Consider the following 12,645-nt stretch of genomic DNA (forward strand, 5'->3'; position numbering starts at 1 on the left):
TACAGCGAATTATAGAATGCCAGGCAGTGTTGCGCGCCTGCAGTTTCACATATTCATGTTCTTTACCCTTTCTTTTCACACATCTGCAAAAATTGAACTATAATTATACAGTAAATTGAAAATGCAGGTTGCTTTTCAAGCTTGTTGCCATGGAGGGTGACTGCGATACTGCAAGGATGTGGTAATTGAAGGCACCTGCACTTCCAATACATTAAACTGCCGTGTGTTGTATGCTTTGTAAAAGTAAAGAATCGCCGGATTCTAAGGGATTAGGTATGAATGAACAAGACGAAGCATTAACTCTTTCCAACCCTCGTTTACTTTCAGCCATTTACTTCAGCTTGCTAGCCATCATTGCAACCATCGTACTGGATACTATTTTTTATGCATTGGGGGTGGAACAAGTATTGCCATTATATCAGGGAATTTTACTGGCAGTCCTCGTTGCGGCAATTTTTGGGGCTTTATTTGGCAAATTAATCGTATACAGTACGGCTCCTTACCGTACTCATGCATTTTGGTGGGCCGTTTTAATGGTTTTGGTGGCTTTACCTGTATATGATTTAGGCTTGCTTTACCTGCTCTCCAGTCAGGGCCGCTCCTTATTCACTGAAGCCAATGCTGCCGAACTCATATACTTATATTTTTTCCTCTTATTTTACAGCCTGATTCTAGTAGGAATCTGGCTTGCCCTATTGGCGGGAGTGGCGGCGATTTATTTGCGCGGCTTTTTAGTTTATTATCTACTGCAATCTTTGTATGAACGAAGAAGAGCGCCCAGAGAAGATATGGTGGTGAAAACAAAAACCCCGCTGCATGGCGAAACGACTGTTTCTCTGCCGCCTAAAAATAACCATCAATAAAGCAGCCGCAAACTAGCTTCAATTCAATTGACTTATATGCTAACCATTCTGGAAACTAAAGATGCCCTGTTTGCCAAGATGCAGGAAGGGGCATTCGTAATAACGCCCAACAACCGTTTAAGCCAACAACTCGTACACGATTTTTTCACGTCACAAGCAACAGATATCCGTACAAAACCCCATTGCCTACCCTATCAAGTCTTCTTGCAGTATGTATTGACACAAGTGCGCCATCGCTATGCCAAAATTAAGCATCCCATTTTACTGACACAGGCCCAGCAACGCTATTTGTGGCATGAAATACTTTTGCAAACCAAACATCATCCCTCCGAGACACTGATTGATAAAATTGAAGAAGCCTGGACGCGCTGCCAACTTTGGAAAATTAATCCGGACCATGAAAAATTCTTACACACGCCGCAAACGCAACAATTTATAGAATGGCAATATAATTTCCAAAAGCGCTTGCACGAATTACATGCCATCACAAAAGAACAAATCATCCCGTATATTTTATCTTACCCTGAATTTCATACGTCAACGGTCATCTGGGCTTGCTTTAATGATTTCACCCCCGAGCAACATTTATTGCAGCAAGCCTTAGTCAAGCAAGGGTGCAGACAATATGCATATGATTTATTTACCCCTCCTGAAATCCTGCAAGAATATGCTGCCAAAGACGAGCATGATGAATATCTGCGAATGACTCATTGGATAAACGAACGGCTGCAAGCAGGCGATAGGCGAATTGCGGTGGTTGTTCCCAATTTACAGGAAAAATCACGCTACTTGCAACGGTTCTTACAACAGCAATTTGACCATCAGCAATTTAATATTTCTTTAGGTGAGCCCTTAAGCATCCATCCTTTGGTCGCCCATGCCCTGGCTTTTTTAAGCCTCAATAAACGCATGCTGAGCAATCTCAATGCCCGCCTTCTGCTGCACACACCTTATATCGCAGGCTCGCATTCCGAGTTTCTGCAGCGCGCGCAATTTTTGCAAGAGGGGAAATTATTGCAAGAAGCCGAGATCCCTTTTTCACTATTTGCAAAAGAGCTAAACGCTACTGCACCAAAACTTAGCAAAGTCCTAACGGGATTCACCGATTTTCCACAGCAGGCTTCACCGGCCGAGTGGACCATACAATTTAAAAAACGCCTGGATTATTTGGAATTTCCCGGCGAGTATGCGCTTGACTCTACTGCGTTTCAATACCTGCAACGTTTGCTGCTGCTATTGGAACAGTTTTTAGAATTAACGGTAGTTACCCCTTTATTGAATAAAGAAGAAGCATTGTCTGCGCTGAGTTATTTAGCAAAAACCACGATTTTTCAAGTAAAAAAAGCTTCCTGCCCTGTACAAATATTGGGTTTATTGGAAGCTGCGGGTTGTACTTTTGACAGCATGTGGATTTGCGGACTTACCGATCAATGTTTGCCTGAGAAAATAAATTTATCTGCTTTTATCCCAATTGAAATGCAGCGGGCTTATAAAATGCCGCACTCCCTTCCCGCACTGGAAGCCGAATTTGCACGCCGTTTGCTGTTGCGCCTTAAAAATGGCAGCCGTTTTTGCGTGCTGAGTTATCCAAAACTAAGCGGTGATATGCCTAACCTGCCAAGCCCCTTGCTGCAGGCATCCTCCAAGCTTAAAGCTTGCGAATCATTGACCATACCACACCATAAAAAACTGGTTTTGCGCCAGGAAAATTATCATATTCCCTTGACTGCAGAGGAAAATATAGCGGGCGGCACCGCCTTGCTTGCCAATCAGGCGAAATGTCCTTTTCGAGCTTTTGCAGCGCACCGCCTGCATGCCAAAGCAGGTCTCTTGGTTTCCACAGGCCCAAACAGCAGCGAACGGGGCCAATTGATGCACAGCATCATGGATAAAATCTGGCAATATTTAAGTGATCAAAAAACGTTATTATCCTTGCCGGCTGGAGAATTAAAACACTTCATCACCAACACCATTGCCGATGTGCTAAAGCCGTATGCAGAGCAAAGGCCGCATTCTTTTCCGCCCGTAGTGCAGGAAATTGAGTTTCTGCGCTTGACGAACTTGGTTGAAGCTTGTTTGGAGTGGGAAAAAACGCGCCCGCCGTTCAAAGTTGAGGCATTGGAAAAAACATTTGCCATCCGGCTCGCCGGCATTGATTTTAACGTGCGCGTGGATCGGCTGGATCAACTCATCGATAGGGAAAAAAAATGGGTCATTGATTATAAAAGCCTATTACCCGCGCACAAGCCATGGAATGAAGAGCGTCCAGAAGAACCGCAGCTTTTGCTTTACGCCCTGCTGGATAAAAATATTCGTGCATTATTATTTTTGCAACTGCGTGCCGGGCGCTTGCTGTGTGCAGGTTTAAGTGAAGAAATCCTACCATTAGCCGGCATCAGCCCGGTAAAAAAAAATGAACACTGGACAGATTACCAACAAAAATGGCAAGAGCAATTGCATAATCTGGCGGAAGAATTTCAGCAAGGGTATTGCCCTCCCCTCCCGAAACGGGCAAGCACATGCCAATATTGCGATTTTCAGAAATTATGTCGTAACGGCTTGGCCGAATAGCACAAGAAAGAATTGTTTGCCTTCACCCTGGTAAAAAATACAGCGTTAATGTTCTCATAATAATTAAAATGTACAATAAAAATGTTTTTTATACCCGGTGCTGATGCAATGAGAGAAATCCTTATTACGCCTGAAAACATACACACACAACCTCCAGCATTGCTTTCTGATTTTTTTCAACAGCAAACGTGTGTTACTTGGGATGCCAATGTTCCCTATGCATTGGATTCCGAAACCTCCCTCGTATTTTCAACGCCTGTCATTAAAAGGGCCCGCAAAAATGATACACAGCAATACCGTTATGAATTTGTCGGCGCTGAAATTGGTAAGGGCATGTTCGGCAGCGTTTCTGCTGTGACAGGCACTTTGGCAATTGAAGCAAATAAGGCGGTAAAATTCAAACCAGGTGTTGACAAAAAAGCACGCGTAATAAAATGCGAAAATATTCATGAGAATCTGCTGATGGAAAGGGAAGCGCGCGAGCAACGGATACGAAATGAATACCATTTAAGCATGCAGGCGAAGCACTTGGCAATCAAGCCACCTACCATGGTAGATGTTTCGGCAGGCAAAACCAGTTATACGGTGATGAGAAAGATGCCCGGCACAACCTTAGCCTCTATTGTGCGCAAAGAGTTTAACGGGGAATCCATGTTAACGTTGCAGCAACGGATAGAATTGACCCAGGCCCTGCTCCAAGCGGTGAAAACGCAGGTAACGGATTTAGGTATCATTCATCGCGATTTGAAATGCGAAAATATTATCGTCGATCTCAACCATCCCATCACAGTCAATATTATTGATTATGGTTTGAGTATAAAAAATGATAATAACGTTTACGGCATAGCAGGGACCCCATTGTATTTAGCCCCGGAATCTATGGATAAACAACCTTTTGTGCATACCCCCGCCGCGGATGTCTATTCTCTGGGCCGTGTTTTAAGCTTGCTTTGGCAGGATTTTTTACTTGTCGAAAACAAATTAAAAAATTGGGAAGACCTTAAAGATAATGTCAATAATATTGATAAGGCCTATCTGCAGGATAATTTATTTAAAAATCTTAACTTGCCTTCTTTGCTTAAAAAGCTGGTTGTTGATGCGATTGCACCCATGCTGCATCTTAAACCGGAAAACCGCGCAACGATTGAAGAATGCATAAAAAATTTCCTCCATCTCGATAAATTTAACCATCCACATGGAAAAGCCATAATTAAAATTCTGCAAGATATTGCATCGTTAAACACTTATCAGCAAGAATTTATAAGAAATAATGAAGTTACTGCTGCTAAGGCTTTAACCAAGATGACAACCCAATTGCAAACTGCCCTGGAACCGTTATTAGAAATGGAGCCTGAAGAATTCCAAAAGAATCTTCACCAGGTTGCACGCTGCCAGGATATAATTGCTGCGCAGCAGAAAGCGTTCAGCACCCGGTATGATTTACGCTGCATTCTAATCAATATTGCCTTGGCAATTGCTGGGTTACTAGTTATATATGCGGCGTTAACATGCATCAATAAAGCAGTTACGGGTAATTTTTTATTCTTCGCCGCTCCAACTGCAGCGGGAAAAAAGACTGTCGAACTCGCACAGGATGTGGACAATTTAGAAAATATAGCCAGTACCCCATAACTTCCTGACCTTATGATAAAACACTGCCATTAAAAATGGCGAACCTCAATGTTCGCCTGGCTTATTATGAGTTCATGGCTGCTGGCAATTCGCATTGCCCGATGACATCTTGCATTTTCATGTGTAACTGTTCCGTTAGGGGGCGGAAGAAATTACAACTATATCCTCTGGTTTGTATGGCGCGTTTAACCATCAAGCCTAGGGTGGTAAAAATTCCAACGCCGATGAGAATGGATATAACTGATAATAGCTTAAGCATAAACTCACCCGTTGACTGGCGATTTTCCTGTAATATTGCAGCAGTTCTTCCTTTACGCAACTGAGCTTCAAACGCTTTAACATTTCGCTCATCATCAAAAGATTGCAAGTTCTCTTGCAATTCCTTTACCGCCTTGGCTTTTATATCTCCCATAATCACAGGATAAAGTTTATTCACTCCTCGGCAAATTTCATCTGTAAAAACCTTGATCTCTGCACCTTTGTATTCTGGGTGCCGGGAAATTGCATGCAGTATCCGCGCCAAAACCTCAAGATGCTTCAATGCCAAGTACCATTTTGTGGAAACGGGACAATTCTCATCATTTGCCCGGCTATAATCTTCGGCATTGTAGGCAAGCTTTTGCTGTATTGCCGTAAGCGCTTCTTCTGTAAGGAGCCCCTTACCTACATGCTGCAAAAATGCCGTCAGCATGAATAACTCATTCTCTGGCTGCTCTCCATGCACTTCTTTAGGGTCAAATGGAAGGATATTAGTGATTTCAGAAATTTTTTTAATATTATTGTTAAGTCCGGCATAAGCCTCACCCCTCCAATTATTTGCAAACCTTTGCGATTGCCCTTCGTGATGATAAAGATACTCCGCACATGCTTGCATCAGCATCGTTGCCGCTTCATTATAGCTAATTGTCATTTTATTCCTGTAAGAATAAAAATGTTTATTTTATACCCAGTTAGCGCAAAACTCAACGACAAGAATAGTTATATCTGCGGTTGAAGTTGCCTGGATAATTGGCACGCCTCTAATTATTTTTTAGCAAAAATGGTTAAAAAATCACATACTGTAGTATAAATAACTTACTTTGGTATGTAGTATATAGTTAACTATTTAGAGACAAAGTGAGGCTTGTATGTATATGAATTTTAAAATCTTCCAAACCGAAAAAAAATTAGATGTTCAAGACTTGGACTTTAAACCCCATTGCAGTTGCGATTTTCCCCCGGCTGCAGAAGAACATCTCCTGGAGTTAGAAAGTCATTGCGGGCATAAATTACCAGACTTATTAAGGCATATTTACAAAACGTATAATGGCGGAAAACCGCAGTCAGATTATTATGATCCGGACAATCTAAAGGAAGATTTAAACTGTTTTGATGAAAGCGGTTATTGTAACATTGCTTATTTTTTTAAAATAGAAGCAAAAGAAGCCTTTGCGCAGTCAACCCAGGAGATTTCCAAAGAAAACAGTCCTGAAAAGACAAAATCCATGCACTCCATTTGGGACGCCCTTGCCTTATTTAACAAGAACTTTAAAAATGCAAAAGACAAGCTTCCTTTTGCAAAATGCGGCAAAAATACGGCAGATGGGATTTTTTACCTTGCCTGGAGTAAAGCAGAGCAGCCGCCCGAAGTCTGGTTATTAAAGCCTTTCATAGGTAAATTTTTTGTCGCAAAATCGCTGGAAGATTTCTTGCAATCTTTAAAAAAATTTGACGATGTGGCATACACGCGCGCACCCGTCTTATTGTGAAAGCCAGGGAAGGCTTTGCGCCTTCCTTAACTCATTCATTCCTACCTTAAATTGCACATCTGCCTTTAATCTTGTATAATTGAACACAAATTAATCATATTGGTTTATTGGCATGCCTATCCAAAATAAACATAAAGATCCATTATACCTGGACATTTGCGATAATTTAGCCGCTCAAACAGAACAAGGTTTAAAGAAAATCTTAAGCGTGCACTTTCCCGGGACAGGTGGCAGCGCGGAAGCGGGCTTCCCCACCAAAAACGCTTTTGATAAGCTTAGCGATTATTCTCTGCCGCTTATCAAATTTTCAGGGGTAGGGAGTGGCGAGAATGCACCGGTTCATCGCGACACGACATCGCTTGCACATAAAGAAAAAGCCGAAAAAACAATTGGCGAACAGTTGAGGACCTTATTCACCTCGCCCGTGTCTACCTCCACTTCAGATCCGGAAGAAATCAATAAAGGCTTCAACGAAACCCTGGCACTTACTGAAACTGGGGGCAATCTTGGCGGCATTACCACCGGTGCGGGTGAAAATGAAAATAATGAAATCATTTTAAATACTCTGGAAAGCCTTGAGCAAGATGGGCTTTTTCCGGATGAAATTGTACTCACAGGCCATAGCCGCGGCGCCATTAATGCCATTTATTTAGCCAATGAGATTTATGCCAAATACGGCGATAAAATCAAAATCCACTTAGTCCTGACTGATCCTGTTCCCGGTCCTTTTCATGAGATGGAATGGAAGAAACGGGTTATACCACCTTCTGTGGCAACATTTACGGCTTTTTACGCCGAGAAGCACAACCATATTTTCTTTCAGCCCCACGATCTGGCCCGCTTGACGTTCACGTCTGAAGATACAGTGATCACCAGTTATTCAACAATTGATGATCATATTTCCATTACCGGCAATAGCAAAGTGGAAAGAGCTTGTGTGGATGTGATTGCCGGAATCTATGGTTTGAATATAAACAGTAATGCTATTTATCGGGAAGATCTGGAATTAAACCGCCAGTGGTATGAAGCGCTGCAAGGAAAAGGCGACGCAGAGCAAACCGAATTTATTTTGCAACATTTTTCTCGTCCAATTGAGCGCAGAAGGCAAGAAATCAGAGAAAATTTAACCGAGCAAATTAGGATAGAAATTGCATCAGCTCAGGAAGACGCAACCAACTTAGGGGCACAAACTGCCTTAGAGGAAAAAATTGCCGAAAAATTAAAGCAATCTGAAACTAAAATTGCCAAAAAAGTTGCCAGCGAAATTGCAGAACTTGAAGAATTATTGATTACCACATATAAGGGTAAAGCTTTAAATTATCCGGCGCGTGAAACCAGTACTATGCATAGCCAGGATATATTTTGGCGCAAAAACTGCGAGTACGTAGCTAAAACTTCTCTGGAAAAATTGGCTGACAGGCCGCAATTGCAACAAAATTTACAAAAAATAAGAAATGATTTTGACAGCCATCCCCACACATTGAAAGCACCACCGCATGTGCATGACGAACGCGCAGCACAAAAGCTGGCAACCCCAAAGCAAAGGCTTAGTTATTTGCATGCCCAACATCGCAAAGGCGGCTATTACAATATAACCAGCAATGAGTTTGCGGCTTACTTGCTTATTCTTCTAACCTTAGGATTTTCCGCCACCATTTATAAAACCATGGAAGCTTACGACAATAAATTCCTGATCCTGCTTTTAGGCGTGCTCACCCTCAATCTGGCTACTTCCTTAATGTTAGCGGCACAAACCACCTATAAGATTGGTGCAAACCTGGCTACTGGCGGATTTTTTAGCCCAGGATACAAAATTGAGTCTGCAAATAACGAAAATGTGGAGCGAGAAAGAGATCTTGATGTCGATGGTTTAGGACTCGCGTGACCTGAAAACAGAGGTTTCCTGGAAAATAGCAGCGGTATGTAAGAACCTTTCTTACATACCCACTGCATGCAGCCAATCTTCGGTAGGCAACACCAGCTTTCTTGTTTGCAAATCAAACAAGCCAATTATCAATTCAGCCTGGCAACACAGTTCACCATTGCGAACCATTTGTTGCGAAAGTTTGCCAATTTTTTTTTCATAAGCAAGCATTTGCGTATTGATGACGATTTCATCGCGCAGGCGTAATTCCCGCAGGAAGGTGATTTTTATCTCAAGTATGGTAGGGCCTAAACCGCTTTCCTGAATTTTAGCCATCCCATAACCGTTTTGTGTTATCAATTCCCAGCGCGCTTCCTCAAACAAAGTCAAATACGTAGCATTGTTGACATGGCCGAAGGTATCTAAATAAATTTCCTTGATAACTAAAGGATAAGAAAAGATTTTGGCAGACATTTTACTCCTTATTTTATAAATTTTTTGCTGCACAACCAATCCTGCGAGTTTCTGCAGCTCTATTCGCGGCTGATTTTTGGCGATATTAAAAAGCTCCCAGGATCATACTCTGGGCGGTCTACTATTGTAGCGGGCCACGCACGCTCCCCACTCAAGCAAGTGCTTATTGCAATCGTCTTTGTCCAATAAAACTTCGATAAAACAAAGATGAGGCGTCTTAACTGCCGTCTCGATGGCTGCATTTAACTCGGATCGCGTGCTGACCGTAAATGATTTTATCCCGGCGTGCCCCCGGCCAAAAACTGCAGTTAACTGCGCATAATGCCAATTATTGAGTTTATTATATGGTCCATCATGAATTTGCACTTCAATGGTATAAGCTGCGTTGTTCATAAGAAAAATAATAGGCTTTAGATCGTAACGGATAATGGTTGATAACTCCTGAGCACTCATTTGAAAAGAACCGTCACCTATGCAGGCAATTACGCGTTTTTTATCAGCAAGCGCCGCCTGCATCCCCAATAAAGCCCCAACCGACCAGCCAATAGAGCCATACTGCATTTGAATTTCAAAACCACAGCCTTCAGGCAATTTTAAGCGCATGCAATTAAACCAGGAATCACCTGTTTCAGCCAAAATCGAAAATTGATTACTCAATATATTTTGGATTTGCGCAAACAGGTAACGGGTACTAATGGATCCTTGCGCGTCGGGTGTAACCTCATTATACAATGGCGCCTCACCCGCAATGCGTTGATAAGCCCGGAGCGAATTATCATTAAATTGTAATTCTTTTTGCAAACCCTTTAAAAAATCATGCATAAACACATCGGTATAAACACATTGCCCAATACATACTTGCCCTTCACTGATGGAAACTGTTTTCAAAAGAGTAATTCCCCACCTATGACCCACGGTTGTGTAATCGTTTTCATTTGCCCCAATGAGTAAATACGCATCACTGGAATCCACCACTTCAGCACAACCAGGTGAACTCACGGGCCCCCAATAAATGCCAATAAAATTAGGATGCTGTTCGGAAATAAATCCTTTTGCGTCCGGCATCGCTGCCAAAGCATAACCTGTGGCGAGGCTTAATTCATTTGCTGCCGCTACAGCTTCACAAGCCCGCGTCTTGCTGCCCAGGATAAGCAGCGGTTTGCGTGCTTGATTCAATTTTTCAGCTGCATGTCGGACTGCAGCCTGCAGGGAAGAACTATCACTTTTCTTAATGACATTAAAGGCGCGCTCGGTTGGATCAGATATAGGGTAATTAGCCAGGTTACAAGCAATTTCAATGTATACAGGTTTTTTCTTTTGTATTGCCTGAGCAATCGCTGCATCAATTTGCAAGGCGGCATGTTTTGGCTGGTGGATGCGTACGGAATGTGCCGTAATCCGCGCATACATGTCACGTACGAAAAGAAGGTCATCATTAGCCAAAGTATGGTGCAAAATTTCAGCGTCTTGGATGGAATTTGTATTTGGACCGCCAGACACTACGATAACGGGCAGATTTTCTGCAAAAGCCCCGGCAATCGCATTCATGGCACTTAAACCGCCGACGCTAAAGGTGAGAAACAGAGCGGAAACTCCATGCACCCGTGCATACCCATCCGCTGCATACCCTGCATTCAGCTCATTGCAACAATAAATCATGTGCAGATCTTTATTTTTTATTACCTCATCCAGCAGCACCAAATTATAGTCTCCTGGGATGGCAAAACAGTTTCTAATTGCCAAATCTCTCAGGCGTTTTGCCAAATAACCGCCGATTGTATGCATAAGATCTCCCTATCACAGAGCATTATTTTCATTTGCACATGTCGTAAGCCGCACGGAATGGCTCGCTAGTTTTTGTAGTGGCTTCTTATATTAAAGTCTACTCTTGACTATTTTATCCAATAACAGTTACAAAACAGGATACATCCGACTATCTATCTGTTTAGGCATCCAGACTGGATAGAAATTTCGACAAAATGGAGTTGTCCATGGCAAATTTAAAGGGGACATGCATCATTGATCAAATAGTAAACAAGAAAGAAACAGCCTGCATCATCTTTGAAAATGAACAATTCATTGCTTTCCTGGACCATCGCCCCCTGTTCCCAGGCCACACCTTGATTTCACCTAGCAAACATGTAGAAACCTTGTATGATTTACCAGAAGATTTAATAGGGGATTTTTTCAAACTTGTAAAAAGCATTGGTAAAGCAGTAGAACTTGGCATGAATGCGGCTGGAAGTTTTATAGCCATGAATAACACCATCAGTCAAAGTATCCCCCATTTACATGTGCATGCTATTCCCCGCAATAAAGGAGATGGCTTAAAAGGTTTTTTCTGGCCGCGCAGCCGCTATTTAAATGAGGAGCACATGCTGCAGACCCAAGAGCAAATCAAACGGGCACTCGTACAAATTTTGTAAATTAAGCGCGGGAGAAATCAAACGCCAATGTGTCTGCGATAGAAGAATGCCCTAATGCTATGGCTAACAGCCGATCGACACCCAAAGCTACACCACTGCATGCCGGCAAGCCATGTTCCAATGCCTGCAGCAAAAATTCATCCGGCGGGCTACCCGGCAAGGCACGCGCTTTTCTGAGGCGCACATCCTGCAAAAATCTTTTTTCCTGGGCATCCTTATCTGTTAACTCATGGAAGCCATTAGCCAATTCCACCCCTTTAAAATACACTTCAAAACGCTCGGCCATGCCGTTTTTTATTTGCGCAAGTGCGGCTTGCGATGCAGGAAAATTATAAACGGCGACAGGTGTAGCCTCTTTGGCGAGAGCAGGCTCCACTACATGGCTCATCAATAAAAATAAATACTGATCGAAATCTGTTTCTTCTGCAGGCAAAATTCCGGTTAATGCAAAACGCGTCAATGCCTTTTTTAATTCGTTCAGGCTGGTATCGAATGGGTCAAAATCACATATTTGCATGAAAATATGTTGATAGCTTAACCTTTGCAGCGGGCCACAAGCCAGGATCTCTTGCAGCAAGGCTTCGACTTCCCCCATCAGTTGATAATGATCAATATTGAGTTGATACCATTCCAGCAGGGTGAATTCAGGATTATGCCAGCGGCCAAGCTCATCATCACGGAATACCCGTGCTAATTGATAAATTGGCCCGCTTCCTGCTGCCAATAAGCGTTTCATATGGTATTCGGGAGATGTTTGCAGAAAATAACGCTGACCACGAAAAACAGCTTCTATATTTGCCAAATAAACATCGGTAATGCCGAAATGTGCCATGACCGGGGTTTCAACTTCCAAATAGCCTCGAACATTAAAAAAGTGCCTGATTTTATTTAAGATGAGCGCCCGCGTGTGCAACGATGGCAGGGAAGCAGAAGGTTGCCAAATCGGTTTTTCCATAAAAAGCCGCATGAAATTCAAATTGTGCAAATATTATCATGAGCAGTCCGAATGAAAAACACGATTTTTGTAAATAATAAATGCTAAATTGCATAATAGCAGCCACTTATTG

At 42.5% G+C, this 12,645-nt stretch carries 10 protein-coding genes; 6 read left to right on the plus strand and 4 right to left on the minus strand.

Annotated features, from left to right (window positions below; all coding sequences use genetic code 11):
• Window positions 1–275 precede the first annotated feature (275 nt).
• The 3 genes from NKV53_RS01795 to NKV53_RS01805 all read left to right on the plus strand — a co-directional run bounded on the left by NKV53_RS01795 (window position 276) and on the right by NKV53_RS01805 (window position 5,066).
• Window positions 276–863, plus strand: a complete 588-nt coding sequence (locus NKV53_RS01795; RefSeq protein WP_126953816.1) for a hypothetical protein — start codon at window positions 276–278, stop codon at window positions 861–863.
• A 36-nt stretch (window positions 864–899) separates the two neighbouring features.
• Window positions 900–3,434 carry a PD-(D/E)XK nuclease family protein gene (locus NKV53_RS01800; protein ID WP_253350593.1) on the plus strand — a complete coding sequence of 845 codons (2,535 nt, stop codon included), beginning with the start codon at window positions 900–902 and terminating at the stop codon, window positions 3,432–3,434.
• Between the two features lie 108 nt (window positions 3,435–3,542).
• Window positions 3,543–5,066, plus strand: a complete 1,524-nt coding sequence (locus NKV53_RS01805) for a protein kinase (RefSeq protein ID WP_158616392.1) — start codon at window positions 3,543–3,545, stop codon at window positions 5,064–5,066.
• Between the two features lie 64 nt (window positions 5,067–5,130).
• Here NKV53_RS01805 and NKV53_RS01810 read toward each other — a convergent pair whose 3' ends face one another.
• Window positions 5,131–5,976 (minus strand): hypothetical protein, encoded by an 846-nt coding sequence (locus NKV53_RS01810; RefSeq protein ID WP_126953819.1) that lies wholly within the window; start codon window positions 5,974–5,976, stop codon window positions 5,131–5,133.
• 223 nt (window positions 5,977–6,199) lie between these two features.
• Between NKV53_RS01810 and NKV53_RS01815 the strand changes: the two genes are divergently transcribed.
• A complete protein-coding gene (locus NKV53_RS01815) occupies window positions 6,200–6,814 on the plus strand; it encodes an SMI1/KNR4 family protein (protein WP_158614973.1) in 615 nt (204 codons plus the stop codon).
• Window positions 6,815–6,926: 112 nt separating this feature from the next.
• A complete protein-coding gene (locus NKV53_RS01820) occupies window positions 6,927–8,699 on the plus strand; it encodes a hypothetical protein (RefSeq protein ID WP_126953821.1) in 1,773 nt (590 codons plus the stop codon).
• A gap of 51 nt (window positions 8,700–8,750) precedes the next feature.
• On the opposite strand, the gene NKV53_RS01825 is transcribed toward NKV53_RS01820, so the two are convergent.
• Window positions 8,751–9,152 (minus strand): thioesterase family protein, encoded by a 402-nt coding sequence (locus tag NKV53_RS01825; RefSeq protein ID WP_126953822.1) that lies wholly within the window; start codon window positions 9,150–9,152, stop codon window positions 8,751–8,753.
• A gap of 102 nt (window positions 9,153–9,254) precedes the next feature.
• Window positions 9,255–10,937, minus strand: a complete 1,683-nt coding sequence (locus tag NKV53_RS01830; RefSeq protein ID WP_126953823.1) for a thiamine pyrophosphate-binding protein — start codon at window positions 10,935–10,937, stop codon at window positions 9,255–9,257.
• Between the two features lie 206 nt (window positions 10,938–11,143).
• Here NKV53_RS01830 and NKV53_RS01835 point away from each other — a divergent pair, with 206 nt between their 5' ends.
• Complete coding sequence (locus tag NKV53_RS01835; protein ID WP_126953824.1) at window positions 11,144–11,578, plus strand: HIT family protein; 435 nt, start codon at window positions 11,144–11,146, stop codon at window positions 11,576–11,578.
• A 1-nt stretch (window position 11,579) separates the two neighbouring features.
• Here the strand turns inward: NKV53_RS01835 and epmA are convergent, their stop codons facing one another.
• On the minus strand, window positions 11,580–12,533 hold the full coding sequence (gene epmA, locus NKV53_RS01840) for an elongation factor P--(R)-beta-lysine ligase (protein WP_127033413.1): 954 nt from the start codon (window positions 12,531–12,533) through the stop codon (window positions 11,580–11,582).
• Between the last annotated feature and the right edge of the window lie 112 nt (window positions 12,534–12,645).

Source organism: Legionella sp. 27cVA30 (assembly GCF_024160945.1).
In the GTDB taxonomy this organism is placed as follows: domain Bacteria; phylum Pseudomonadota; class Gammaproteobacteria; order Legionellales; family Legionellaceae; genus Legionella_A; species Legionella_A septentrionalis.

Coding starts and splice junctions, on each gene's coding strand:
- NKV53_RS01795 (WP_126953816.1), top strand. CDS start 276: ATGAATGAACAAGACGAAGCATTAACTCTTTCCAACCCTCGTTTACTT.
- NKV53_RS01800 (WP_253350593.1), top strand. CDS start 900: ATGCTAACCATTCTGGAAACTAAAGATGCCCTGTTTGCCAAGATGCAG.
- NKV53_RS01805 (WP_158616392.1), top strand. CDS start 3,543: ATGAGAGAAATCCTTATTACGCCTGAAAACATACACACACAACCTCCA.
- NKV53_RS01810 (WP_126953819.1), bottom strand. CDS start 5,976: ATGACAATTAGCTATAATGAAGCGGCAACGATGCTGATGCAAGCATGT.
- NKV53_RS01815 (WP_158614973.1), top strand. CDS start 6,200: ATGAATTTTAAAATCTTCCAAACCGAAAAAAAATTAGATGTTCAAGAC.
- NKV53_RS01820 (WP_126953821.1), top strand. CDS start 6,927: ATGCCTATCCAAAATAAACATAAAGATCCATTATACCTGGACATTTGC.
- NKV53_RS01825 (WP_126953822.1), bottom strand. CDS start 9,152: ATGTCTGCCAAAATCTTTTCTTATCCTTTAGTTATCAAGGAAATTTAT.
- NKV53_RS01830 (WP_126953823.1), bottom strand. CDS start 10,937: ATGCATACAATCGGCGGTTATTTGGCAAAACGCCTGAGAGATTTGGCA.
- NKV53_RS01835 (WP_126953824.1), top strand. CDS start 11,144: ATGGCAAATTTAAAGGGGACATGCATCATTGATCAAATAGTAAACAAG.
- epmA (WP_127033413.1), bottom strand. CDS start 12,533: ATGGAAAAACCGATTTGGCAACCTTCTGCTTCCCTGCCATCGTTGCAC.